Annotated in this window: 19 protein-coding genes; 10 read left to right on the top strand and 9 right to left on the bottom strand. The window is 66.7% G+C overall.

Going from position 1 to position 24,588, the window contains the following annotated elements; translation table 11 throughout:
• Positions 1–361 precede the first annotated feature (361 nt).
• Positions 362–5,206 (bottom strand): NAD-glutamate dehydrogenase, encoded by a 4,845-nt coding sequence (locus FQU96_RS30685; protein ID WP_146545185.1) that lies wholly within the window; start codon positions 5,204–5,206, stop codon positions 362–364.
• Positions 5,207–5,826: 620 nt separating this feature from the next.
• Here FQU96_RS30685 and FQU96_RS30690 point away from each other — a divergent pair.
• The 4 genes from FQU96_RS30690 (at position 5,827) to FQU96_RS30705 (ending at position 9,812) form a co-directional block, all read left to right on the top strand.
• Entirely contained in the window at positions 5,827–7,653 is a 1,827-nt protein-coding gene (locus FQU96_RS30690; RefSeq protein WP_370461477.1) for a ribonucleoside-diphosphate reductase subunit alpha, read from the top strand.
• Positions 7,654–7,763: 110 nt separating this feature from the next.
• Positions 7,764–7,946 carry a hypothetical protein gene (locus tag FQU96_RS30695; RefSeq protein WP_146545187.1) on the top strand — a complete coding sequence of 61 codons (183 nt, stop codon included), beginning with the start codon at positions 7,764–7,766 and terminating at the stop codon, positions 7,944–7,946.
• Positions 7,947–7,963: 17 nt separating this feature from the next.
• Complete coding sequence (locus tag FQU96_RS30700; protein WP_146545188.1) at positions 7,964–8,923, top strand: ribonucleotide-diphosphate reductase subunit beta; 960 nt, start codon at positions 7,964–7,966, stop codon at positions 8,921–8,923.
• Between the two features lie 97 nt (positions 8,924–9,020).
• A complete protein-coding gene (locus FQU96_RS30705) occupies positions 9,021–9,812 on the top strand; it encodes an EipB family protein (RefSeq protein WP_178130802.1) in 792 nt (263 codons plus the stop codon).
• A gap of 12 nt (positions 9,813–9,824) precedes the next feature.
• Here the strand turns inward: FQU96_RS30705 and FQU96_RS30710 are convergent, their stop codons facing one another.
• The 4 genes from FQU96_RS30710 to FQU96_RS30725 all read right to left on the bottom strand — a co-directional run bounded on the left by FQU96_RS30710 (position 9,825) and on the right by FQU96_RS30725 (position 13,106).
• Complete coding sequence (locus FQU96_RS30710; protein WP_146545190.1) at positions 9,825–10,652, bottom strand: DUF2145 domain-containing protein; 828 nt, start codon at positions 10,650–10,652, stop codon at positions 9,825–9,827.
• Positions 10,606–11,082 (bottom strand): hypothetical protein, encoded by a 477-nt coding sequence (locus tag FQU96_RS30715; protein ID WP_146545191.1) that lies wholly within the window; start codon positions 11,080–11,082, stop codon positions 10,606–10,608. Before FQU96_RS30715 ends, FQU96_RS30710 begins: the two co-directional genes overlap by 47 nt.
• A gap of 105 nt (positions 11,083–11,187) precedes the next feature.
• Positions 11,188–12,255, bottom strand: coding sequence for an ATP-dependent 6-phosphofructokinase (locus FQU96_RS30720; protein ID WP_146545192.1), 1,068 nt, complete (start codon positions 12,253–12,255; stop codon positions 11,188–11,190).
• A gap of 119 nt (positions 12,256–12,374) precedes the next feature.
• Positions 12,375–13,106 carry an SDR family oxidoreductase gene (locus FQU96_RS30725; protein WP_178130803.1) on the bottom strand — a complete coding sequence of 244 codons (732 nt, stop codon included), beginning with the start codon at positions 13,104–13,106 and terminating at the stop codon, positions 12,375–12,377.
• Between the two features lie 67 nt (positions 13,107–13,173).
• On the opposite strand from FQU96_RS30725, the gene FQU96_RS30730 reads away from it, so the two are divergent.
• The gene (locus FQU96_RS30730) at positions 13,174–14,475 is read left to right on the top strand and encodes an FAD-dependent oxidoreductase (RefSeq protein WP_146545194.1); all 1,302 of its coding nucleotides are present in this window, start codon (positions 13,174–13,176) and stop codon (positions 14,473–14,475) included.
• Between the two features lie 5 nt (positions 14,476–14,480).
• Here FQU96_RS30730 and FQU96_RS30735 read toward each other — a convergent pair whose 3' ends face one another.
• Together FQU96_RS30735 and FQU96_RS30740 are read right to left on the bottom strand one after the other, a co-directional pair.
• Complete coding sequence (locus FQU96_RS30735; protein ID WP_146545195.1) at positions 14,481–16,256, bottom strand: VanW family protein; 1,776 nt, start codon at positions 16,254–16,256, stop codon at positions 14,481–14,483.
• Positions 16,257–16,354: 98 nt separating this feature from the next.
• Complete coding sequence (locus FQU96_RS30740; RefSeq protein ID WP_178130804.1) at positions 16,355–17,404, bottom strand: alpha/beta hydrolase; 1,050 nt, start codon at positions 17,402–17,404, stop codon at positions 16,355–16,357.
• Positions 17,405–17,577: 173 nt separating this feature from the next.
• Between FQU96_RS30740 and FQU96_RS30745 the strand changes: the two genes are divergently transcribed.
• The 5 genes from FQU96_RS30745 to FQU96_RS30765 all read left to right on the top strand — a co-directional run bounded on the left by FQU96_RS30745 (position 17,578) and on the right by FQU96_RS30765 (position 23,001).
• On the top strand, positions 17,578–19,113 hold the full coding sequence (locus tag FQU96_RS30745; RefSeq protein ID WP_146545197.1) for an ABC transporter substrate-binding protein: 1,536 nt from the start codon (positions 17,578–17,580) through the stop codon (positions 19,111–19,113).
• Positions 19,114–19,115: 2 nt separating this feature from the next.
• Entirely contained in the window at positions 19,116–20,066 is a 951-nt protein-coding gene (locus tag FQU96_RS30750; RefSeq protein WP_146545198.1) for an ABC transporter permease, read from the top strand.
• Entirely contained in the window at positions 20,053–20,922 is an 870-nt protein-coding gene (locus FQU96_RS30755) for an ABC transporter permease (protein ID WP_146545199.1), read from the top strand. Before FQU96_RS30750 ends, FQU96_RS30755 begins: the two co-directional genes overlap by 14 nt.
• A 109-nt stretch (positions 20,923–21,031) precedes the next feature.
• The gene (locus FQU96_RS30760; RefSeq protein WP_146545200.1) at positions 21,032–22,027 is read left to right on the top strand and encodes an ABC transporter ATP-binding protein; all 996 of its coding nucleotides are present in this window, start codon (positions 21,032–21,034) and stop codon (positions 22,025–22,027) included.
• Positions 22,027–23,001 (top strand): ABC transporter ATP-binding protein, encoded by a 975-nt coding sequence (locus FQU96_RS30765; RefSeq protein WP_370461491.1) that lies wholly within the window; start codon positions 22,027–22,029, stop codon positions 22,999–23,001. The genes FQU96_RS30760 and FQU96_RS30765 overlap by 1 nt, the downstream gene beginning before the upstream one ends.
• A gap of 6 nt (positions 23,002–23,007) precedes the next feature.
• Here FQU96_RS30765 and FQU96_RS30770 read toward each other — a convergent pair whose 3' ends face one another.
• Positions 23,008–23,334 (bottom strand): hypothetical protein, encoded by a 327-nt coding sequence (locus FQU96_RS30770; RefSeq protein ID WP_146545202.1) that lies wholly within the window; start codon positions 23,332–23,334, stop codon positions 23,008–23,010.
• Between the two features lie 118 nt (positions 23,335–23,452).
• Entirely contained in the window at positions 23,453–24,466 is a 1,014-nt protein-coding gene (locus FQU96_RS30775; protein ID WP_146545203.1) for an adenosine deaminase, read from the bottom strand.
• Positions 24,467–24,588 lie beyond the last annotated feature (122 nt).

Consider the following 24,588-nt stretch of genomic DNA (forward strand, 5'->3'; position numbering starts at 1 on the left):
GCCAAAAAGAAAAGGCCGCCGTTCCGGGGGGAGGATGGAACGGCGGCCAGAGCCTCTTGCGAGGCTGAACGTGGCTTGGGGGAACCACGTTCGGGGGAGATACCCCCCTTAAGTAGGCGCGACGTGTGTCTCGCGCTAGGCCCAAATGGGGCAAAACTGTGGTATTTTAGTCACACTATGGTCGGTGCGTAAAGTACAGTTAATTCAAGTTCTTAGTTGTTTTCTGAAGGCACTCCAGGGGTTTGTGCAGTCCAATGTGCTGTTTCTGCCGGAATCGGACGCATAGCTGCAGGGTCCAGCACATACCGGACATGCAGCCGATGGGAAGTCCATCCTGTGGTTGTACGTTCCCGAACGATCCCTAGGCCGTTGCCAATCCACGCAATTCATTGGCGGCGACGGTCAGCATCGCCAAATCGACAGTGGGCTGCGATTTGAGATCGACCACCACCCGGTCGACGCGATCCAGCGATTCCTGACGGGGCGCGATCCAGGCCTCGATCAGGGCCACGACATCGATGGCGCTGGCGCCGTCCGGGGCGCCGCCCAGCGCCGAGGCCGCCAGACTGCGCTGGACCGTCGCGAAATCGTCGATCACGGCGTTACCGGCCATCATCTGCCAGTGCGTTTCGCGCGGCAGGCGGTCGGCCGCGGCCCGCAGCCAGTCGAAGCCCAGCCGGGCCCCGAGGTCGAAATAGAGGCGCGCCGCGTCGACCACGGGAACCCGCGATATCGCCGCCAATGCCGCGATGTCGCCGGCGGCCGCCAGCGTATCCAGCGCCGCCACACGGCGCGCCAGCGCCTCCGGCACGCCGGCCTGGATGAACGTACTGGCCCGTTCGGCGATGGCGGCCCGCTCGCCCTGGGGCAGCAGGCCATCGAGTTCGGCGGCCATGGTGGCGACGGCCGGGCGCAGCGCATCGACGGCCCGCGTCATGTCGACCGGCCGCGGCAGGCCGCGCAGCGCCCACAGGGTGCCGCGCTCGATCAGCCGCTGGGTGGCGATCAGCATCGCGGTCTGGGCCGGCGCGACAAGCTGGGCGTCCAGGGACTCGATCTCCGACCACAGATCGCGCAGCAGGAAGCTGTCGCGCACGATGGCGAAGCAACGCGCGATATCGGCGGTCGATGCGCCCGTGCGGTCGCGAATATCATGCACGAAAGTACTGCCCACGCGGTTGACCATCGAATTGGTCACCTGCAGGGCGGCGATCTCGCGCCGCAGCCGGTGGCGGCGGATCGACTCGCTGAAGCCCTCGCGCATGGCGAGCGGGAAATAGCGCAGCAACTCGGCTTCCAGCAGCGGATCGTCGGGCAGGTCCGACGCCAGGATCTCGTCGTGGACGACGATCTTGCCGTAGGCCAGCAGGACGCAGAGCTCGGGACGCGTCAGCGGCTGACCCGCCGACGCCCGGCGCTTCATCGCGTCGTTGTCGGGCAGGAACTCCACGGCACGGTCCAGCCGGCCGACGCGCTCGAGCGCCCGCATCATCCGCGCATGTTTCTCGTGCAGCGCCATGGCCTGCGCCGCCGCGACAGTGATCGCCTGCGTCTGCTGATAGTTGTGACGCAGCACCAGGTCGCCGACCTCGTCGGTCATCGACGCCAGCAGACGATCCCGCGCCTCCATGCCGAGCGCCTGACGGCGCACCGCGTCGCCCAGCGCGATCTTGATGTTGACCTCGTGATCGGACGTGTCGACGCCGGCCGAGTTGTCCATAGCATCGGTGTTGATCTTGACGCCGGCCTGCGCCGCCTCGATGCGGCCGCGCTGGGTGACGCCGAGATTGGCGCCCTCACCCACGACGCGGGCCCGCACGTCGCGGCCATCGATGCGCAGCGTGTCGTTGGCCTTGTCGCCAGCATCGGCGTGCGTCTCGTTCGAGGCTTTCACGTAGTTGCCGATGCCGCCGAAGAACAGCAGGTCGACGGGCGCCTTGAGGATGGCGCGCATCAGGTCGTTGGGCGCGACCTGCTCGGACTCGATGTCGAGCGCGGCGCGGGCCTCTGGCGTCACCGTTACCGACTTCGCGGTGCGCTCGACGATGAAACCACCCGGCGACAGCTTCTTGCGGTCGTAGTCGGCCCACGACGAGCGCGGCAGATCGAACAGGCGCTGGCGCTCGGCGAAGCTGATCGCCGGATCGGGGTCGGGATCAATGAAGATGTGGCGATGGTCGAAGGCCGCCAGCAGGCGGGTCTTGTCCGAACGCAGCGCCCCATTGCCGAACACGTCGCCCGACATGTCGCCGACGCCCACGGCGGAGAACGGGGTGGTCTGCGTATCCAATCCCAGTTCGCGGAAGTGGCGCTTCACGCTTTCCCAGGCGCCGCGCGCCGTGATGCCCATCTTCTTATGGTCGTAGCCGACCGAACCGCCCGAGGCGAACGCATCGGCCAGCCAGAAGCTGTACTCAGCCGACACGCCATTGGCGATATCGGAGAAGGTCGCGGTGCCCTTGTCGGCGGCGACCACCAGGTAGGGGTCGTCGCCATCATGACGCAGCACATGCACCGGCGGCACGATCTTGCCGTCGGCGTCGAGATTATCGGTGATGTCGAGCATGCCGCGGATCAAGGTCTTGTAGCACTCGATGCCTTCGGCCTGGACCTGATCACGCGTGCCACCGGCCGGCGGCCGCTTGACGTAGAAGCCGCCCTTGGAACCGACCGGCACGATGACGGCGTTCTTCACCATCTGCGCCTTCATCAGGCCCAGGATCTCGGTGCGGAAGTCTTCGCGCCGGTCGGACCAGCGAATGCCGCCGCGTGCGGCCGGACCACCGCGCAAGTGCACGCCCTCGACCCGCGGGCTGTAGACAAAGATCTCCACCATCGGCCGCGGCGCCGGCAGCTCGTCAAGATGACGGCTGTCGAGCTTGAACGAAACGTAGGGCTTGGGACGGCCATCGGCGCCGATCTGCCAGAAGTTGGTGCGATGCGTGCACTCGATGGCGTTGAGGAAACGCCGCAGGATGCGATCCTCGTCAAGGCTCGCAACCTGCTCCAACGCCGCGCTGATGGCCGTGTGCGCCTTCTCGATACGCTCCTGGCGCTCGGCGGAATCGGGGGCGCCCAGGGCCGGGTCGAGCCGGGCCCGGAACAGAGCAGCCAGATCGGCGGCAATGCCGATGTGGGAAGCCAGGGCGCGCTCGACATAGTCCTGGCTGAACGGGAAGCCGGCCTGGCGCAGGAACTTGGCGTAGGCGCGCAGCACGATCACATCGCGTGCCTCGATCTCGGCACCCAGCACCAGGCGGTTGAAGCCGTCGCTCTCCATGTCGCCGGTCCACACCGCGCCCAGCGTCTCGGCGAAGCCGGCGCGCTCGGCCGCGACATCCACGACGCGGCCATCGGCGGTCTCGAGAACGAAATCATGCAGCCACACCGGGCCGTCGGGCAGCGACAACCGGTAGGGCGTCTCGGTGAGCACGCGCAGGCCCATGGCCTCCAGCGGCGGCAGGATGTCCGACAGCGGAATCGGCTGGGCCGCCCGCATCAGCTTCACCGCCATCTGGTGCGGCGCCTGCTCGGCGCGGCGGTAGAGGTCGATGCCCAGCGGCACGCCGCCCTGGATCGACAGCGCCTGGGCGAGATCGCCCGCTGCGGCAATCCCGTCGAACGTTTCGCGGTAGGCGACAGGGAAGGCGGTCGCCATGCGCCGCGCCAGTCCCAGCCCGTCGGCTTCGCCATGACGGTCGACCAGCGCCGCCTTGAGCTTGTCGCTCCAGGTTCGCGCCGCTTCGGCCAGTTCGCGCTCGACGACATCGGCATCCGGCAGCGCGGCCATCGGGTCGGCCGGCCGCAGGGTGAACAGCACCCGCGCCAGCATCGATTCATCGCCGACATTGACGGAGAAACTCTCGACCGTACCGCGATAGGCGCGCTCGAGAATGGCGGCGAACCGCTTGCGCAGGTCACTGTCGTAGCTGTCGCGCGGCGCATAGACCAGGCAGGTCACGAACCTGCCGGCAGCATCGGGTCGCGCGAACAGCGCCACGCGCTGCCGCTCCTGCAGCTGCAGGACGCCGGTGGCCATGGCGAACAGCGTGTCTTCGTCGGCCTGGAACAGCTCGTCGCGCGGATGCGTTTCGATGATGTTGATCAGCGCCTTGCCGTCGTGGCTGGCGGGATCGTAGCCGGCGCGGTCGATCACGGCCTCGACCTTGCGCCGCAGCAGCGGGATTTCGCGCGGCGAGGCGTGATAGGCCGACGAAGTGAACAGGCCGGCAAAGCGGCGCTCGCCGGTGACCTTGCCCTTGGCGTCGTAGGTTTTGACCGCGATCACGTCCATCGTGCCGCCGCGATGGACGCGTGACGGCCGGTCGCTCTTCAGCACCAGGATCGGCGCTGTCGAAGCCGCGAAGCTGGCGAGCGCGGCGCGTCCCTGTGGATGCGGATCGAACAGCCGCTCCTCATCGCCACGCAGGATGCCAAGACCCGAACCGGGGATGACCTCGTAGCTGACAGGTCCTTTCTTGCCGCCGCCGTATTTGAACCGGCGGAAACCCAGGAAGCTGTAGTGATTATCCTCGACCCAGCGCAGGAAGGTGGCGGCCTCCTCCAGCGAAGCGCGCAGCGCCGGCATGCGGCCTGACGCCATCGCGAGTTCGCCCACGGCATCGAGTGCCGCTTGCCGCATGGCGAACCAGTCGTTGACCGCGACTTTCACCTCGTCCAGTGCGCGCGTCAGCGCCGCGGCCAGATCGGCGCGATCCGCCTCGGCGGCAATGCGATCGATCTCGATGCGCATGATGGACTCGCGCGGCGCGCCGCGCGCGGGTCCGCCGAAGGCCGTGATCTTGCCCTTGGCATCGCGAGCGACCGGCATCACGGGATGCGCCATCAGATGCACCGCCAGATCACGGCGCGTGAATTCCATGCGCACCGAGTCGACCAGGAACGGCATGTCCTCGTTGACGATCTCGACCACGGTGTAGCGGCTGCGATAGCCGTGCGTTTCCGGGGTCGGATCGTACACCCGCAACTTGGCGCCCCCTTCCGGGCGTCGCTGCATGAACGCAAACAGTACGCGGGCCTGCACCGCGCGATCGCTCGCCGGCGCGGCGGCAATATCGTCGGGTGCCAATGCTTCATAGAGACGATGGGCAAATCGCGCCGCTTCATCGCCGTCGGCGCGGGCTGCCTCGATCACCGCCGCCAGTGTCTTGTTGAGGGTCTCGTCGCCGGCCGTGCGTGCGTCCATCGTTCCCTCCCTCTGGTGGCGCCGACGCCATCCATGCCGCGTCGTCGCGGGGGGATGCTAGCGCAATCGCGCGACGCCAACCATTTCATAAAAATGTAAGCGATCACATACTCGCCCGTCACAAATGCCCCCTTGGACCACAAGCGATGGGTTCCGAGACCTGTCTAGGCACCCGCCGACGGTCATCGGCGGTTGGCTTTGATCCACAGCGCGCGGATGCCGGTCGTTACTAGGGTTTTGCTACGTGGCCATGGGCCGAGGCGCGGATTGCTTGACAATTTTGTCAGAGTGCCAAGGAATCCGCCGTGAAGCGCGGTTTGTTCTTCTTTTTGATGCAGCGCACAACAAAATCCGAGTGAGTAACATGGTCAATATTGACTTCCGCTTTTCTTCGTCTTTTCAATCCCTTGCGCGGTCATTCTTGTGATTCGCTCTTAAGGGAAAAGTTTGAGGGTGACAGCCGATGGCGGCGACATATGATCGACATATAGTGGTCAGGCTAACCACCAGGCCGATATCTGGTAGCAGTCCACAAACCATCCTGTTCACAGGGGTGGACAAGACGCTGACGGGGGCGCCAAGTGTTTGATGTAGTTCAGCTTCAGAGTGGCGGCCGCGTTGTGACCGAACGTGGTCGGGACGACAAACTCACCGCGTTCGGCAAGGCGACCTTGTCGGACCGTTACCTGCTGCCCGGGGAAAGCTACCAGGACCTGTTTGCGCGCGTGGCGTCGGCCTATGCCGACGATGATGCGCATGCGCAACGGCTCTATGAGTACATCTCCAACATGTGGTTCATGCCCGCCACGCCGGTGCTCAGCAACGGCGGCACCAGCCGCGGCCTGCCGATCTCCTGCTTCCTGAACGAGGCCAGCGACTCGCTCGAGGGCATCCTCGGGCTGTGGAACGAGAACGTCTGGCTGGCGGCGCGCGGCGGCGGCATCGGCTCCTACTGGGGCAATCTGCGTTCGATCGGCGAAAAAGTCGGGATGAACGGCAAGACCTCCGGTGTCGTGCCCTTCATCCGGGTGATGGACTCGCTGACCTTAGCGATTTCGCAGGGCTCGCTGCGCCGCGGCTCGGCCGCCGTCTACATTCCGGTCAGCCACCCGGAAATCGAGGAGTTCATCGAGATCCGCCGCCCGACCGGCGGCGATCCCAACCGCAAGGCGCTGAACCTGCATCACGGCATCCTGGTGCCGGACGCCTTCATGCGCGCCGTCGAGAACGACGAGGAATGGGCGCTGACGTCACCCAAGGACGGCGCCGTGCTGCGCAAGATCTCGGCGCGTCATCTGTGGATCCGCATCCTGACGGCGCGGGTCGAGACCGGCGAGCCCTATCTGGTCTTCATCGACCACGTGAACCGCGCCCTGCCGCAGCACCAGAAGCTGGCCGGGCTGACGGTCAAGACCTCGAACCTGTGCAGCGAGATCACGCTGCCCACCGGCATCGACAAGTACGGCCGCGAGCGCACGGCCGTTTGCTGCCTCTCGTCGCTGAACCTCGAAACTTATTTCGAGTGGCACGAGCATCCGACCTTCATCGAGGACGTGATGCGCTTCCTCGACAACGTGCTGCAGGCCTTCATCGAGAAGTCGGGCGCCGACTTCGAACGCGCCGCCTATGCCGCCATGCGCGAGCGCAGCGTCGGTCTGGGCGTGATGGGCTTCCACTCCTTCCTGCAGGCCAACAACATCCCGCTCGAGTCGGTGATGGCCAAGGTGTGGAACAAGAAGATGTTCAAGCACATCAAGCAGGGGGTCGACGGCGCCTCGGTGAAGCTGGCCGGCGAGCGCGGCGCCTGCCCGGACGCCGCCGACTTCGGCATCCAGGAGCGCTTCTCCAACAAGCTCGCGATCGCACCCACCGCTTCGATCTCGATCATCGCCGGCGGCGCCTCGCCCGGCATCGAGCCGATCGCGGCCAACGTCTTCACCCACAAGACGCTCAGCGGCTCCTTCAGCGTGCGCAACCCCTACCTGCAACTGCTGCTGGCGCAGAAGGGCAAGGACGATGAGGACACCTGGACGTCGATCGCCCTGAACCAGGGCTCGGTGCAGCACCTCGACTTCCTCGACGATCATGAGAAGGCCGTGTTCAAGACCGCCTTCGAACTCGACCAGCGCTGGCTGATCGAGCATGCCGCCGACCGCACGCCATTCATCTGCCAGTCGCAGTCGCTCAACGTCTTCCTGCCGGCCGACGTGCACAAGCGCGACCTGCATCAGATCCATCTGATGGCCTGGAAGCGCGGCGTGAAGAGCCTCTACTACTGCCGTTCGCTCAGCATCCAGCGCGCCGAAGCGGTTTCCGGCGACGCTGCCGTGTCCGCCGTGGCGATGCCCACGACCTACAAGAACGGTTCCGGCGCCCCCGCCGAGTTGCCGCTGGCCGCCGCGGCCGAGCAAAACAACAACTACGAAGAGTGTCTGGCGTGCCAGTAGAGCGTTGAGTGTCCGTTGTCGTTGTGAGGGATCCGTTCCGGAGCGTCGTTTCACGCCTTCTGTGATCGAGTCCCTCCCGCGCGCCGTGAACAACAAGTGGGGAGGGAAGCGTGATTGTCGACGTTGTGGTCGAAGGTGAGATCGTCGCGACCTATCCCTTCGACAACGGGATGATCAGCAAGCATACGCCGGTCGATTTCATTGCGCGGGAAGCCAAGCTGTGCGCCATCGAGGATGGCTATCTCACGCCGGAAAGAGCCAAACGGGCGAGCATCAGCGTTCGCCAGCCATGATGATGGGATAAGGTCAAATGTCGCTTCTCGACGCCAAGCCGATCTACAAGCCGTTCCGCTACCCCTGGGCCTATGACGCGTGGCTGACGCAGCAGCGCATCCACTGGCTGCCGGAGGAAGTGCCGCTGGCCGATGACGTGAAGGACTGGCGCAACAAGCTCAGCGAGAGCGAGCGGCATCTGCTGACGCAGATCTTCCGCTTCTTCACCCAGGCCGACGTCGAGGTGAACAACTGCTACATGAAGCACTATTCGCGGATCTTCAAACCGACCGAAGTGCAGATGATGCTGGCAGCCTTCTCGTCGATGGAGACGGTGCACATCGCGGCCTACTCGCACCTGCTGGACACCATCGGCATGCCGGAGGCGGAGTACTCGGCCTTCCTGCGCTACAAGGAGATGAAGGACAAGTACGACTACATGCAGGCCTTCAACGTCGAGTCGAAGGAAGACATCGCCAAGACGCTGGCGGTGTTCGGTGCCTTTACCGAGGGCCTGCAGCTGTTCGCCAGCTTCGCCATGCTGTTGAACTTCCCGCGCTTCAACAAGATGAAGGGCATGGGCCAGATCGTCTCGTGGTCGGTGCGCGACGAGAGCCTGCACTGCAACTCGATCATCCGGCTGTTCCGCACGTTCGTGTCGGAGAACCCCGAGATCTGGACCGAGGAGCTGCGCCGCGAGATCTATATCGCCTGCTCGACCATCGTCGATCACGAGGATGCCTTCATCGACCTCGCCTTCGAGATGGGCGCGATCGAGGGCATGAATGCCGAGGACGTGAAGCGCTACATCCGCTTCATCGCCGACCGGCGGCTCACCCAGCTCGATCTGCAGCCGATCTATCGCGTGGAGAAAAATCCGCTGCCGTGGATCGATTTCATGCTCAACGCGGTCGAGCACACCAACTTCTTCGAGAACCGCGCCACCGAGTATTCACGCGCCTCGACCCGCGGCACCTGGGACGAAGCCTTCAGCTAAGGGGTTGATCCCTACCCCGCCAGCGGGGAAGGTACGGAAAGGTTCCTCCCCGCCGCGGGAGCCTCCGCGAGGCTGCCTGATGTTGATGTGCCGTTTCATGATTGCCGGATCTGCGGCATGCGTCCTGGCGGCGGTCGGGGCGCATGCCGCCGACATCCAGGGCCACGCCGCGAGCTATCAGGTCACGGTCGAGAAGCCGCCGGAGAACACCAAGGTGACCGGCCAGGTGTCGACCACCCTGAGCAAGGCTTGCGACGGTTGGCGCTACAGCAGTGCGCTGTTCTACACCATCGAGCGCGGCACGCGCGGCAACGTGAAATCGGACTCCTTCCAGGAAGGAATGAAGTTCACCGAGGCGCTCGGCGGCACCACGCTGCAGTACGAGGGCCGCTATCACGTCGGCGGCCGCGGCGAGGAGGCCAGCGGCGCGGCGACGCTGGGGGCCGACCGGTCGGGCATCCTGGACGTGAAATCCGACAAGCTTCCCCGCAAAGTCGAACTGCCGGCGGCGACAGTCCTGCCGATCGCGCTGAGGGGCCAGCTGATCGATGCACTGAGCAACGAGGATCCCGCGCGGGCGCGCGGCCCGTTTTCGTTTCGCACCATCGAGCTGGGGCGGTTCTACGTTTCGATCGACCTGACGCTGGCGCGCGTCGCGGCCCTGCCGGCGCTCAAACCGCCGGCGCCGCGCGTCGGTTCGCCGCTTCTGCAGAAGCGCGCCTGGACGCTGAAGCAGACATCCAAGACGCTGACCGAATGGATGGAGTCGACCTTCGAGCTGCACGAAAGCGGCGTGATCACGCGCTTTACGTTTCAGCGCGACGGCATCGTCTGGCGCGCCGACCTCAAGGAGCTGAACACCTTCGCCACTCCCCAGTGCGGTGGGTGAGACCTCGGGCGTTCACACCACCTCGACCCGTGCATCGAGAGCACCGTTAGCGGCCAGCCAGCGCTCGACGGCGTGCACGGTGACAACCGAATAGCGGTTGTTGTGCCCGTCGGCGCGCGGATGATCGTCGAAGCGCACGTTCGCCTTGAAGCTGCCGCCGATCCGTTCCAGGCCCGAGAAGCGCACGACGTGCGGCTGGAACCGGGTCTGTTGCAGGTGATCGATCGCCGTCTCGCGATCACCATCCATGGCACCGATCTGCGCCAGCGCCAGGTTCTCCAGCACGAACTGATTGGAGTTCTGGTAGGAGGTGGCAAACGGATAGGCGAGCATGCTGTAGCGCGGCTGATGCAGATCGCACGCCGCGCCGGTAGCCAGGCGAACAGCCAGTCCCGCCCGTACCGCCGGGCTGGGGACCAGCACCAGTGCGTTGTAGTGCAGTGGTTCATCCAGGAAGAAATTCATCAGCCCCTGCCGGTACAGGCACGAGGCCGGTCCGCAATCGTTCAGCACATGCACCACCTGCCAGCGGCCGGCGGGATCATCGCGCCAGGCGATGCCGGCATGGGTCCAGCTGATGCCATGCCGGCTCAGGTCGGAGCCGACGCGGGCGATGATGGCGACCTCGACTCCGGTCTTGTCGAGGGCGCGCTCCAGCCGCTTTGCGGCGGCGGCGGCAGACGCCACCTTGTCGATCGAGCAGGCGCCGTCGGCACAGGCGAGTTCACTTGCCCGGGCCGGCAATGTCCCCGGAACAAGGCTCGCGACCGCGGCCGCAACCGCGCCCAGCGCCTCAATGAAGCGCCAGCGTGTCATGACGTACGAGGTGTCCCTGGTCATCGCTGGTCACGAAGGCGAGCACACGGCCATCCTTGTGCAGAATGGTGCCGGCTTCCGTGGCCGTCGCCCCGACAGCATCGCCGGCGCGCAGACCAACGGCGGCGACAGCCTTCGCCGGTACGGCGAAACTGGCCTGCACCGCGCTGTCGGAGTCGCGCAGCACCAGGGTAGCAACCCCACCCGTGATGACAACGCCGGCCGCCGACCATGTCCCGGCCCGGCTCAAGGCGGTGGCGCTATCCTGCAGGGACACATCCGTCTCCCGGCTGGCCGACCGCAATGACGACAGCTCGACGGCCGAACCGGCAATGATGGGAAAACCCACGGCCGAGAGCGCCGCCACGCTCCGCGCCTGGGCCGGCGGCGGCCCGGACAGAATGCCGGACACGACCGCGCCCAGCGCAGCCAGCCGGAAATAGGGAAGCACCATCACTGCCTCCTTTAATGATCAATCGCTCATAATTTAATGAGTCGACGCTCAGAGTCAAGGCAATAGATCAGGTGACCGATATGTTTTTCCAGGCGGAATTCTGACCTACAAGGTATCGCCCAGGCAGATCCCCAACCCGCGGGCCGTGCGGACCAGGGGCCCATGCGGGTCGACGACGCTGGGGACGGCGACGACTTCCTCCAGCGGCACGTCGATGACCTCGCGGTTCCACCACGCCACCATGCGGCCGGTGCGGCCCTGGGCCACCAGGTCGACGGCATGCACGCCCAGCGCCGAGCCCAGCAGCCGGTCTTCGGCGTTGGGCACGCCACCGCGCTGCACGTGCCCCAGCACGGTGACCCGCGTTTCCGCCCCGGTGACCCGGCCCAGTTCGACGGCGAGCCAGTGGCCGACGCCACCGGCGGCCTGGATCACGTCGCTATCGACGCCAGCCGGCTGCGCCGCCTCGGCCGCCACCACCAGCGCGAAGTTGCGGCCGGCCACGCGCAGGTCCTTCACGTGCCGGGCCACTGTCGGCAGGGTCCAGGTGATCTCCGGGATCAGCACCACGTCGGCGCCGCCCGCCACGCCGGCGGCGATGGCGATATGGCCGGCGTCGCGGCCCATCAGTTCCAGCACCATCACCCGGTCGTGGCTGGCCGCCGTCGGCTGCAGCCGGTCGAGCGCCTCGGTGGCGGTGGCGACCGCAGTGGTATAGCCGACGGCGCGCTCGGTGCGCGCCACGTCGTTGTCGATGGTCTTGGGAATGCCGACAAAGGGAATCCCGCCCTGCAGCGCCAGCCGCGACAGGATCTTGAGGCTGCCGTCGCCACCGACACCGATCAGGGCATCGAGATCGAGCGCATGGAAGCCCTCGACGATTTCCTCGGAGCGATCCTTCAGACTGCCGTCGGGCATCGGAAAGGCGAAGGGATCGCCCTTGTTGGTGGTACCCAGCACCGTACCGCCCAGCCGCAGCAAGGCGGTGTCGTCATGCTCGGGCTTCAGCTCCTCGACCTCGACGGGCCGGGCCAACAGCCCGTGCGTACCCTTGCGGATGCCGACGACATCGAAATCATAGCCATGGTGCGCGCGGCGGACCACGGCACGGATGACGGCATTCAGGCCGGCGCAATCGCCGCCGCTGGTGAGAAGACCGATCCGCTTGCCCATCGGCAATTCTCCGTCACGCGGCACACCTGGTGAACGGATGGGCGCCGCCGTCGCTCAACACCTAGCACGATGACTCCGGCGCGCGAACCGTCAGGCGACGATGTTGCACATGGGCTGTCTCATGCCCAACCGCCGGCATGTGGCAGGACATGGCCGGTGACAAAGCCGGCGCCCTCGGAGATCAGGAAGCAGATGGTGGCGCCGATCTCCTGCGGCTTGCCGAGGCGGCCCAAAGGAATCTGCGCCGTCATGCGCGCCATCGCTTCCTTGTTGGCGAGCAGCTGGGGTGGAAAATAATCGGGGTTCTCGACATAGTTCGAGCCCAGGCCGTTGACCGTGATCTGGTCCTTGCCCAGTTCCTTGGCCAGCGACGACACCAGCCCGTTGGCGGCGGCGCGCGCCGAGACGTACATCGAATAGTTGGCAATGCCGCGCATCGGCGCCGCCGAGGACACGAACAGGATGCGGCCGTAGCCCTGCTGGCGCATCAGCGGTGCGATGTGTTGCGTGAGCGCGAAGGGCCGCACCACCATGGTCTCGAACGCCGCGCGGAATTCATCGAGCTTGGCTTCGCCCAGCGGCGCGCGCGTAGCCGGCCAGGCATCGTTGTTGACCAGCGCATCGATGCGTCCTTGCGCCTTCACGGCAGCACCGATGTCCACCGGCGTCTGTGCCGCCAGCGCCGTGCTGCCCTTGAACTCCTTCTCCCATGCCTTGCGCCTGTCGGCGTCGACAAAGCTCTCGTCAGCAACCAATACCTTCGCACCCTCACCCAGCGCCGCGGCGGTGGCGGCGCGGCCGGCAAATTTGGTGACGTTACTGATCAGCACGACGCGGTCTTTCAAGAGCATGCACGGTTCCTTTCGGTGATCGCAAAGGCTAGCACGCGCGCGGCGCAGCCGATAAGGTCGCTCTGTCATGAGCCGCAGCATTGCAGTCATCGGTGCCGGACCGTCGGGCTTCTATGCCGTCGACGGACTGGTGCGCGCCTTGCCCGACGCACGGATCGATATCATCGACCGCCTGCCCTGCCCCTATGGCCTGGTGCGCTATGGCGTTGCGCCGGATCACCAGGGCACCAAGGCCGTGCAACGGCAGTTCGAGCGCCTGCTGGCGAAGCCCATCGTGCGCTTCATCGGCAATGTCGAGGTCGGCCGCGACGTCGCCATCGCCGATCTCGCGGCGTTGTACGATGCGCTGATCATCGCCACCGGCTGCAGCCGCGATCGGCGGCTCGGCATTCCGGGCGAGGACCTGGCGGGCGTCGTGGGTTCCGGCGCGTTCGTCGGCTGGTACAACGGCCACCCCGATTTCGCAGAGTTGGATCCGCTGCGGCCCGACATGCACACGGTGGCCGTGATCGGCGCCGGCAATGTCGCCATCGATGTCGCGCGCGTGCTGGCCAAGACGGCGGATGAGATGGTGAAGTCCGACATCGCGCCGCATGCCGCGGCCGCCATCGCCGGGCTCGATCTCACCGAGATCAGCCTGGTCGCCCGCCGCGGCCCGGCCGATGCGAATTTCACCGGCAACGAGCTCGCCGAAATGAGCCGGCTGGCCGCATTCCAGGCCACCGTGCAGAGCGAGGTGCTGGACGGCGTGACGGCGCCCGACAGCGATCCGGCGCCCGAGCGCATGCGCAAAGCCAAGAACCTCGAGCTCCTGCGCAGCTTCGCGGCCGCCGACACGCCACGCCGGCTGCGCTTCCAGTTCTGGGGTATGCCCGTCGCGCTGCACGGCGTCGACGGCAAGGTCCGTGAACTCGAACTGGCCGATACCCGGCATCCCGAACGACGTTGGCGCCAGCCCGCCGATCTGGTGGTGACGTGCATCGGCTACGATCCGTCGCCCCCTGTGGGACTGCTGCTGGAGCGCGGCCATATCGCGCATGACGACGGCCGCGTGCGCGACCTGCCCGGTGCCTACGTTGTCGGCTGGGCCAAGCGCGGCCCGACGGGCGTCATTCCAACCAACCGGGCCGATTCACTGGCGCTGGTGAAGGTGGTGGTCGACGATCTCGCAGCTCCGCCAGCTTCGGAGAAGGCTGGACCAGGGGGACTAGACGCGCTGCTGAGTGCACGCGGGGTCCGGATCGTCGACAGCGCGGCATGGCGGCGCATCGAAACGGCGGAGAATGCGGCCGGCCAAGCCGAGGGACGGCCGCGCGTGAAGCTGGGAACATGGCGCCTGCTTGAGCAGGCCGCCCACGGCGAGCCCTGAGGCCTTCACGTATCGAGTGCTGAAGACTCGAGGCACGCGACGATGGCCGCACGCAACGCCGCCACATCGTCATGATCCACCAGCGTCGTTCCCGGCTGTTGCATCAGGCCGCAGGCCGTGGAGGCGATGACGGGGATGCCCACGGCCTGCGCGCGCAACAGAGCGCGTGGCTGATGTTCGATGATGGCCGGCAGGACAACACCGGCCAGCCGGTCAGGCCAGGCCGGACCATCGAGGGTACGAACAGCGATGTCACCCCAGAACCGGCTGGTGTCCTCGCGCGCGCGGCCGGCGACGAGCAGGTCGACATCCAGCCCCTGCAGCGCCTCGCGCAACGCATAGACACCCTTGCGCCCCAGCGGTGAGGCGGGAAACAGCAGCGTACGGCCGCCGGGCACGCGCCGCGTCACCGATCGCGGCTGCACCCACGGCAAGAGGACCGCCTGCTCGCCCAGCAGGCCGGCGAGCCCAGCATGGGGCGTGTACAGGCGATCGGCGGCGGCGAGCGCTGATGCCTCGGCATCAACGATGTCTGGCGGCGCGCGGAAGTCACCCAAGGTGGGGCTCCCCGGATGCGCGCGCAGCGCATCGTCCAGGCGCGCCTGCAGCTCGGCGAGCGGCCAGCGTTCCATCAGCACGTCGAATGTCCGGCCCTGGAGACAGCCCAGTTGCCACAGATGCGGCAGCAGGGACTGGCTGACCACGAGATGGGTGGCGATGTAGGGAAGATGCCGGGCGTAGGTCTCGGCGAGTCGGCGATCGTAGGTCAGCGCCAGAGTCTGGATCGCACGGCCCTGGGCGGATTGCCGCCGCGATGCGATAGCCCGCGCCAGCGCCACCCTTGTCGCGCGGACCTCGCGGCCGGGCGACGCAGGCCACGCATAGCGCCGGGCGAGGGGTCCGCGCATGGGCAGGAACAGCGTGTCGGCGGGGCCCGCCTGTTCCTGGAACACGGCGGCATATTCCGGCCAGCACGCGTCGATCAGCCAGGCTGCCCGATGTGCCGGCGACAGGCCGGGCCTTGGCACATGACGAAAGCAAGAGACCTGCCCGCAGCTGACACAGTCATGGACGGTGCTCTGCGGCGCCGAGGACGGTGGTGTCTGCGTCTCATCGGCGCCGCCGATGCCGCGAAAGCGGATGTCGAGATCGACGTCGGTCATCCGCGCCTCGATCCGGAAGGCATGGCGGCTGCGAAAGCGCAGATCGACGTAGTTCCAGAACACCGTCGCGTCGCGACCCTGGACCGCACGCGATCCCGGCACCACGCGGCTGTGCGCGTGGCGTTCGACGATCTCAAAGCCGGCGCCGAGCGCGGTGTCATAGAGTGCGTTCGACAACTGGCACAAGCCGCCGCCGACGGTACTGATCATGCAGCCCTCGCGCAGCTCGCGACCGGCGACGAACCCCCGTCGCCGCGTGGCGCGGCCAATCTGCCGCCAGAAGCTGAAGACGGCGCCGGCCGGGATCTCGATCCCGTCAAGGCCGCGCAGCGCAACCCGCAGATTCTGGACCTTGCCCGCCGTCAGGGCCCATTCCTGCGGATCCGATCCGGCGGACCAGAGCGGCGATCGTGACTGTGCGATGACCGGGGCGTCGATCAGGGATGTGCCGACAGGATGCCGTTGCAGCGGCACGTCGACGGTGGCGTCCCGCCAACGGCGCCGGATCCGCAGCAGCGTCGCCTTGAGCCGGAACAGAGCCGCTTCCGGTCGCGTCGGCACCGCGCGCCGGGCCTCGGCGGCGATGGACGGAAAGAGAGCGTCGTGAGAGTCGACCATGCCGGAAGCACCCGCGGGTCGCGCAGGTTGTTCTATCGTCGCGGCGGGAATATGGCGCTTGTGCGCAACGTTGATGCGCGACAGCACCGGGCGAGAGATCACGTCGGCCTGATCCGGTACGCCCGTTTTTCCGGCACCCAGTCGCGGAACTGCACCTCGTCCGGCGGCAGGCCGCGCAGGACCTGACGCACGTCGGCGACCACCTCGGGGCGGTTTCGGTAGTATTGGTGCTGGCGATCATCGGACTCCGTCGCACTCACCCGCTCGCAGTCGACCAGGGTCACCTTCAGCGGCAGATCCGACAGCGTGCGCGGGCCGGTGGCACCCAGGCGGTCCTCGGCGTTCTTGGTGTCGCGGCTGATCTTGAGCGCACCGTCGTTGGCGGCGAAGTAGACGTGGATGGCGTCGGCAAGACCGGCCAGCGGCGCAAACTTGTAGGCCAACTCGAAGCTGTCATTGTCCTCGTCGGCCGCCATCAGGAACACGTTCTTGAACAAGCGCGGCAGCCGGTTGGCGCCATGCTCGCCCACGATCGACTGCACCGCATGGCGCAGGGCGTAGTTGCCCATGCTGTGGGCCACGAGGTGGAGGTTCTGCTCGCAGTGGGCATCGCGGCCGATGTCGGCGAGGTAGCGCAGCAGGATCGTCAGCGCCCGCTGCATCGCCGGCCCCGAGGCTCGCGCATCGTCCCGGTCGCGGTGGTAGGATACCAGCGGGATCATCTCGCCGTCGGCCGGCCAGGAAAACACGAAGACCTCGAGCGGCTTTTCGTCGAGCTGATAGACCTCCTTGAGCTGCGCGCCGCGCTCCAGCACATCCTCGAAGGTACAGGCGAAACCGTGGATCAGCACCAGGGCGTCGCTCTGGTTGTTGATCATCGAGGCCCGCAACTCATCGAAGATCTCGCGACTGCCGAATTTCTCCTTGGCCTTCTCGCGCTTGGGCGCGTCGGGGTCATCGATGATGTTTTCCGGCGCAAGATGCACCTGCTTCACCCGGTAGCGCCCGCCGCGCCGCGCCGGCGGTTCGACCTCGGCCGATCCGAAGCGCAGATAGGTGAGGCCTTTTTCGCTGAAGTTCCGGCCGAACTTGGGCGACCGTTCGGTCCCTTCGTTATGACGATTGGTCGCGAAATAGACGGTGATCATGTGTACCTCCCCCAATTTCGAGGAACGGTACATGGGCCGCTTGGAGCCGTCGAGGGTGGCCACGCATCGGTGATCGACCTGGCGCGTGATCCCATGGACGCCGCCGTGCGACCCTGTCTACAGTACCGCCCAAGCAGCGCATCGAACGCCGCAAGTTCTGGAGGAAAAACGTCATGACCCGGTCTGGATTGCGTCTCGGTTCCATCGCGTGTTCGCTGGCCTTGGCGGCGGCGGTCGCGGCCGCGCCGGCGGCAGCGCAGAAGAAAGGCGGCTCGCTCACGGTTGGGCTGGAGCTTGACATCCCTGGCTTCGATCCGCTGAAGGTCGGCGTTTACGACACGGCGGCCAACATCGCGGCCACCCTGATGCTGGAGACGCTCGTCAGCCTCGACGACAACGGCAAACCCAAGCCCAGTCTCGCGCTCTCGTGGTCCAGCTCCGAGGACTTCAGGACCTGGACCTTCAAGCTCAGGCCCGACGTCAAGTTCCACGACGGCACGCCGTTCAACGCCCAGGCGGTGAAATGGAACCTGGAGCGCCAGAAGGATCCCAAGAACAACTGCCGCTGCGCGTTCTACATCTCCAACATCGTGAGCATCGATGCCAAGGACGACTTGACGGTCGTCTACACCCTCAAGGACCCGGCGGTGAATTTCCCCGCCCTGCTCACGCGCCCGGACCAGAACCAGACGGTCCATTCGCCGACGGCGATCCAGGCCAAGGGCGACGACTACAACCGCAATCCCGTCGGCACCGGGCCGTTCGTGCTGAAATCGTGGACGGCGGGCGATCGCCTGGTCGTGGAGCGCAATCCCAACTACTGGGACAAGGCGCGCCCATACCTCGACCGCGTCGTGCTGCGGCCGCTGCCCGATGCGCAGTCACGTTTTGCCAGCCTGAAGTCGGGCGAGACCGACGTGGTGTGGGCCGACGAGGCCGAAGCCGACAACATCATGCGCGCCCGCAACGACAAGACCCTGCAGGTGCTCACCTATGCCGGTTCGGGCGCGGCCGTGAACGCCATCAACACCAAGGTCCCGCCGCTCGATGACGTTCGCGTGCGCCGCGCCTTGGTCATGGCGCTCGACCGCAAGAAAATGTCGCAGGCGCTGACCAACGGGCTGGCCCGTCCGGCCAGCAATCCCTACGGCGACGGCTCGTGGGTCAAATGCAAGGATGACGGCGCCCTGCCCGAGGATCCCAAGAAGGCGGCGGAACTGATCAAGGAATACGGCAAGCCGGTCGCCTTCAAGATGCTGTTCACCGCGACTCCGCGCGGCCGGGCCGCGGCCCAAGTGTACCAGCAGCTGTGGAAGCAGGTCGGCGCCGAGATGGAGATCGAGATGGTCGACCAGTCGACCTTCCCGCCGCGCGCCTTCCAGCGCAAGTTCGACGTCATCGGCTGGCGGATCGTCGATTTCCCGGATCCCGATGTACAGATGTTCGCCAACTTCCACACCGGCAGCCCGGTGGCGCTCGCCAACTACTCGAACCCCGAGCTCGACAAGCTGCTCCAGCGCGCCCGGGTCACGCCGGATGAGGCCAAGCGCACCGAGGACTACTGCGCCATCAGCCGGATCATCAACCAGGAGGCCATCTGGTTCTGGACCTTCCAGAATACGTATTACGCGATGGCCAAGGCCAAGGTGAAGGGCGTGCCGAAGCTGTATGGCGGCGTGATCGACGTGTCCAACGCGTGGTTAGATTAGGCATGGCCCGTTTTGTCGGCCGGCGGCTGCTCTACCTGCTGCCGGTCCTGCTTGCCGTCAGCCTGCTCACCTTCCTGATCGCCTCGCTGCTGCCGGGCGACCTCGCCTACGCCATCCTGGGCGACCAGGCGACGCCGGAGAAGCTCGCCGCGCTGCGCGCCAAGATGGGGCTCGACCTGCCGATCTGGCAGCGCTACCTGCACTGGCTGTGGGACGTCCTGCAGGGCGACCTCGGCCGATCGTTCCGCACCGGCGAGCTGGTGCTCGACGCCGTGCTGGATCGCCTGCCGGTGTCGATCGAGCTCATGATCATGGCCGAGATCATGGGGCTTTTGATCGGCATTCCGCTCGCCATCCTGTGCGCGGTGAAGAACGGCAGCGCGATCGATCGTTTCTTCACCGGCTTCGCCTTCGCCAACCTGTCGCTGCCGTCATTCATGGTGGCGATCCTGCTGATCTTCCTGTTTGCCGTGCAGTTCAACTGGCTGCCCGCGACCGGCTGGGTGCCGTTCAGCGAGGATCCGGTCGGCAATCTGCGCAGCTTCGTGTTGCCGGCGCTGACGCTCGCCTTCGCGGAATGGCCGTCGCTGATGCGGGTGCTGCGCTCCGACATGATCGCCACCCTGCAGGAGGACTACATCGCCATGGCCAAGGCCAAGGGGCTGCGGCCGGCGCGCATCCTGCTGGTCCATGCGCTGAAGCCCTCGTCGCTCACCCTGGTCACCATCACCGGCATCAACATCGGCCGGCTGATCGGCGGCGCCCTGATCGTCGAGACAATCTTCGCACTGCCCGGCATCGGTCGCCTGCTGGTGGGCGCCATCTACGCCCGCGATTTCATCATCCTGCAGGGCGTGGTGCTGTTCGTGGCCGCGGGCTTCGTGATCGTGAACTTCATCGTCGACATGCTCTACGGCGTACTCGATCCGAGGATCCGCCATGGCCGTGCTTGAGATCGATGACGACACCGCGCTGGTTGCGCCTGTCGCCAAGCGTCGCAAGCTGGGCGGCCTCTTCCTCTGCGCCGTCGCCTGGATCCTGCTGATCGGCCTGGCGGCGGTGTTTGCCGCGTTTCTGCCCATCGCCAGCCCGACCGACATGGACATGCTCGGCAAGCGCGCGCCACCCAGCGCCGCGCATTGGCTGGGTACCGACAGTCTCGGCCGCGACATGCTTTCCCGCCTGATCTACGGCGCGCGCGTCTCGCTCACGGTCGGGCTGCTGTCGTCGGTGATCGGCGTCACGGTGGGCGGCGCGCTGGGCATGCTGGCGGGCTACTTCCGCGGCCGGCTCGAGACGTTCACCGTCGGCGGTGTCGACGTGCTGCTGGCCTTCCCGCCGCTGGTCTTCCTGCTCGCCGTCCTCGCCTATCTCGGGCAAACGGTCCTGAACATCACCCTCGTGATCGGCGTGCTGAGCATCCCCGCCTTCACGCGCGTCGCCCGGGCCGTCACCCTGTCGCTCAGTGAGCGCGAGTTCGTTGTCGCCGCGCGCGCGCTCGGCGCCACGCACAGCCGCATCCTGCTGCGCGAGCTGCTGCCCAATGTCTCGCTGCCGCTGGTCGCCTTCTTCCTGCTGGGGGTCGCCGTCACCATCGTTGTCGAGGGTGCGCTGAGCTTCCTGGGACTGGGCGTGCCGCCGCCGGCGCCGAGTTGGGGCAGCATGATCGCCGAAGGCCGCGAAAGCCTCGACATCGCGCCATGGCTCGCCTTCCTGCCGGCAGGCACGATGTTCATCACGGTGCTGGCCTTCAACATCGTGGGCGATACGCTGCGGGCACTCACCGACCCGCGACCGGGGGCGTTGTGATGGCTGCGGCGGTTTCTCCCTCCTGGGAGCGCGGGCGTCCCGCCCGCTCATGCGTCGGCGCTACGCGCCGATGCGGGCCAGAGGCCCGCGCTCCCAGGGGGCGCATCCGATGACCAACCCACCGCTGCTCTCCGTCGAGGGCGTGTCGGTCGAGCTGCCGACACCGCGTGGGCAGCTGCTCGCTGTCGACAAGGTCGATCTCGAGGTGGCGGCCGGCCGTACCCTAGGCGTCGTGGGCGAATCGGGTTGCGGCAAGACCATGCTGTCGCGTGCCATCCTGCAGCTGCTGCCCAAGAAGGCGGCGCTCAGCGGCCGCATCATGTTCGATGGCCAGGACATGGTGCAGCTGTCGCCCGAGGCGCTGCGGCGATTGCGCGGACCGTCGCTCGCCGTCGTGTTTCAAAACCCGATGACGTCGCTGAACCCGGTGCTGACGATCGGCACCCAGCTCATCGAGACCCTGCAGGCGCACATGGGCATGGCGGCGCCGGCGGCCGCCAAGCGCGGGATCGAGCTGTTGGCGGCCGTGGGCATCCCGGCGCCCGAGCAGCGGCTGCGGCAGTATCCGCACCAACTGTCCGGCGGCATGCGCCAGCGGGTGGCGATTGCCATCGCGCTCTCCTGCGAGCCCAAGCTGCTGATTGCCGACGAGCCGACCACGGCGCTCGACGTTACGGTGCAGGCCCAGATTCTCGATCTGCTGGCGCGCGAACAGCAGCGCCGCCACATGGCGATGATCCTGATCACCCATGATCTGGGCGTCGTCGCCGGCCGCACCGATGAAGTGGCGGTGATGTACGCCGGCCGCGTCGTGGAGCGCGCACCGACGACGACACTGTTCTCTCACATGCGCATGCCCTACACGGCGGCGCTGCTGGCGGCGATCCCCAAGCTCGACTCGCCGCCGCACACGGCGTTGCCGGCGATCGCCGGCCGGCCGCCCGATCCAACCCGGCCGCTGCGGGGTTGCTCGTTCGCGCCGCGTTGTAGCCGTGCCGACGATCGCTGCCAGGCCGCCAAGCCACCGCTGGACACGGCCGATCACATTGGCGGCCAATATGCCTGCTGGCATCCGCTACAGCCCGCCGCGGTGGCGAGGGCATGATGGCAGCCTCGGACAATGGCACACTGCTGGCGGTGGAGAACCTCGTCGTCGAGTACCCCGTCGGCAACAAGACCGTCTATGCCGTCAGCGATGTGAGTCTGCATGTCGATCGCGGCGAAACCCTGGGCCTGGTAGGCGAGTCGGGTTGCGGAAAGTCGACGTTGGGCCGCGCCGTACTTCAACTGCGGCGTCCGACAGCCGGCACCGTGACGTTCGACGGCATCGATCTCACGAAGCTCGAAGGCGAGGCGTTGCGCCGGATGCGCCGGCGACTGCAGCTCATTTTCCAGGACCCGATCGCCTCGCTCAATCCGCGGCGGCGCATCGGCGACATTGTCGCCGAGCCGCTGGTGATCACCGGTGTCACCGATCGCGACGAGCGCGACCTGCGAGTGCGGGCGGTGCTGACGGCGGTCGGCCTCGATCCTGATCTGACCATGAGCCGCCTGCCGCACGAATTCTCCGGCGGCCAGTGCCAGCGCATCTGTATCGCGCGCGCCCTCATCCTCGAGCCCGAGCTGGTGATCTGCGACGAGCCGGTGTCGGCGCTCGACGTGTCGATCCGCGCCCAGATCCTGAACCTGCTGGAGGATATGAAGCGCCGCTACGGGCTCACCTTGCTGTTCATCGCCCACGACCTGGCGGTGGTGAAGGCGGTCAGCGACCGCATCGCCGTGATGTACCTGGGGCGCCTGTGCGAGATCGGTCCGACCGAGCAGATCTTCACCCACCCGGCGCATCCCTATACGGCACTGCTGCTGGACGCGATCCCGGTACCCGACCCGTCGGTCAAACCGGCCGCGAATGTGCCGATCGGCGAACCCCCGTCGCCGATCGCGCCGCCGTCGGGTTGTCGCTTCCGCACGCGCTGCCCGCGGGCCGACCAGCGCTGCGCCGATCAGGTGCCGGCGTTGCGCGAGATCAGCCCGGGACAGCTGGCGGCGTGCCACCATCCGCTGGGTGTTGCGAACTGACGGCGCCTACCGGTACCGGCGGGCGTCGACTTCGTAGCGCACACACCGCTCGTAGCGATCGGTGCCCGGCGTCAGGCCATAGGAGATGCAGGCGTTTTGCGAATCCGAAACCAGCGTTGATTCGGCATAGTCGCGGGCGACGCGGCCGCGACGCCGGGCGTCGGCTTCGCGGGCAACGCACGTCTCGTAAGCCGAGGTGCCGCGCGTGAATCCGTAGCTGGTGCAGGCGTTGTCCTCGCTCGTTGCCGGCACGACGACAGTCCTGCTCTCGCGAAAGGTGCAGCCGCCGACCAAGGCGCAGGCCAACAGGGCCGCGCTGAGCCCTTTCAACATGGTTGCCTCCTGACGTTGAGGGACCATCAGTCCCGCGTCAGGCAACGTACGGTTCCGCCCAAGGTTGCCAGGACAACGGCAGATCACGCGACTGCCGGCCACCGGAAAGTCATCGCGATCAGGCCTTACCCTGCGGCCAGGCCGCGTCGAGATCCCGCAGATAGCGCGCGCGCAGGTCGTCGTCGATGAAGGCCGCGACGAAGCCGTTGCGCACGAGCTGCTGTTGTTCGATTTCGGTAAGACCCAGCGCAGTGGCGCTTTGCGTGTAGTTGGCGTTCACGTAGCCGCCGAAATAGGGCGGGTCGTCGGAGTTCACCGTCACGCAGAGGCCGGCCTGCAGCAGGCGGCGCAGATTGTGCTGCGCCAGGGCCGGGAACACTTTCAGCATCACGTTGGACAGCGGGCAGACGGTGAGCGGCATGCGCTGATCGGCCAGGCGCCGCACCAGATCCGGCGACTGATCGCAGCGCACGCCGTGATCGATCCGCGCGACCTTCAGCACGTCGAGCGCTTCGACGATGTATTCCGGCGGGCCTTCCTCGCCGGCGTGCGCCGTCAGGTGCCAGCCCCAGTCCCGGGCCTGGTCATAGACGCGGGTGAACTTCGACGGCGGGTTGCCCTTCTCCGGCCCTTCCAGGCCCAGCGCCAGGATCCGGTCGCGATAGGGCGTCGCTGCCCGCAGTACGTCCAGAGCATCGTCCTGCGTCGCGTGCCGGTTCAGACCCAGGATGATGCCGCCGGTGATTCCGAAGGCGTGGCGCGCATCGTCGAACGCCGCCAGCGCGCCGTCGAGCACCGCCGCGAACGGCACGCCGCGGGGCGTATGACCCTGCGGCAGCAGGTAGGCCTCGACATGCACCACGTTGTCGCGATGGGCGCGCGCCAGATAGGCGTGCGTCAGATCATAGAAATCGCGCTCGGTCAGCAGCACGCTCTGGCCGGCCCAGTAGAGTTCGAGGAACTCCTGCAGGTTGGCGAAATCGTACGCGGCGCGCAGCTCGTCGGCCGTCTTGTAGGGAATGGCGACCTTGTTGCGTGCCGCCAGCGCCAGCAGCATGTCCGGCTCCAGCGAGCCTTCGAGATGGATATGCAGCTCGGCCTTGGGCGCAGCCTCGACGGCGGTGAGGGTCATCGCAGCCTCCGGGTTCGGAGGCTGAGTTTAGCCCAACTCTTCCTCCCCACGCAGTGGGGAGGTGCTCCCTGGGAGCGCGGGCCTCTGGCCCGCTCATATCATGCGAAAGATGCGGGCGTGGA

The organism is Reyranella sp. CPCC 100927 (genome assembly GCF_007859315.1).
In the GTDB taxonomy this organism is placed as follows: domain Bacteria; phylum Pseudomonadota; class Alphaproteobacteria; order Reyranellales; family Reyranellaceae; genus Vineibacter.

What these genes read in the sequence shown, in the direction of transcription:
- FQU96_RS30685 (WP_146545185.1), bottom strand. Translation starts at nt 5,206, where the DNA reads ATGGACGCACGCACGGCCGGCGACGAGACCCTCAACAAGACACTGGCG.
- FQU96_RS30700 (WP_146545188.1), top strand. Translation starts at nt 7,964, where the DNA reads ATGTCGCTTCTCGACGCCAAGCCGATCTACAAGCCGTTCCGCTACCCC.
- FQU96_RS30705 (WP_178130802.1), top strand. Translation starts at nt 9,021, where the DNA reads ATGATTGCCGGATCTGCGGCATGCGTCCTGGCGGCGGTCGGGGCGCAT.
- FQU96_RS30710 (WP_146545190.1), bottom strand. Translation starts at nt 10,652, where the DNA reads ATGACCAGGGACACCTCGTACGTCATGACACGCTGGCGCTTCATTGAG.
- FQU96_RS30715 (WP_146545191.1), bottom strand. Translation starts at nt 11,082, where the DNA reads ATGGTGCTTCCCTATTTCCGGCTGGCTGCGCTGGGCGCGGTCGTGTCC.
- FQU96_RS30720 (WP_146545192.1), bottom strand. Translation starts at nt 12,255, where the DNA reads ATGGGCAAGCGGATCGGTCTTCTCACCAGCGGCGGCGATTGCGCCGGC.
- FQU96_RS30725 (WP_178130803.1), bottom strand. Translation starts at nt 13,106, where the DNA reads ATGCTCTTGAAAGACCGCGTCGTGCTGATCAGTAACGTCACCAAATTT.
- FQU96_RS30730 (WP_146545194.1), top strand. Translation starts at nt 13,174, where the DNA reads ATGAGCCGCAGCATTGCAGTCATCGGTGCCGGACCGTCGGGCTTCTAT.
- FQU96_RS30735 (WP_146545195.1), bottom strand. Translation starts at nt 16,256, where the DNA reads ATGGTCGACTCTCACGACGCTCTCTTTCCGTCCATCGCCGCCGAGGCC.
- FQU96_RS30740 (WP_178130804.1), bottom strand. Translation starts at nt 17,404, where the DNA reads ATGATCACCGTCTATTTCGCGACCAATCGTCATAACGAAGGGACCGAA.
- FQU96_RS30745 (WP_146545197.1), top strand. Translation starts at nt 17,578, where the DNA reads ATGACCCGGTCTGGATTGCGTCTCGGTTCCATCGCGTGTTCGCTGGCC.
- FQU96_RS30750 (WP_146545198.1), top strand. Translation starts at nt 19,116, where the DNA reads ATGGCCCGTTTTGTCGGCCGGCGGCTGCTCTACCTGCTGCCGGTCCTG.
- FQU96_RS30755 (WP_146545199.1), top strand. Translation starts at nt 20,053, where the DNA reads ATGGCCGTGCTTGAGATCGATGACGACACCGCGCTGGTTGCGCCTGTC.
- FQU96_RS30760 (WP_146545200.1), top strand. Translation starts at nt 21,032, where the DNA reads ATGACCAACCCACCGCTGCTCTCCGTCGAGGGCGTGTCGGTCGAGCTG.
- FQU96_RS30765 (WP_370461491.1), top strand. Translation starts at nt 22,027, where the DNA reads ATGGCAGCCTCGGACAATGGCACACTGCTGGCGGTGGAGAACCTCGTC.
- FQU96_RS30770 (WP_146545202.1), bottom strand. Translation starts at nt 23,334, where the DNA reads ATGTTGAAAGGGCTCAGCGCGGCCCTGTTGGCCTGCGCCTTGGTCGGC.
- FQU96_RS30775 (WP_146545203.1), bottom strand. Translation starts at nt 24,466, where the DNA reads ATGACCCTCACCGCCGTCGAGGCTGCGCCCAAGGCCGAGCTGCATATC.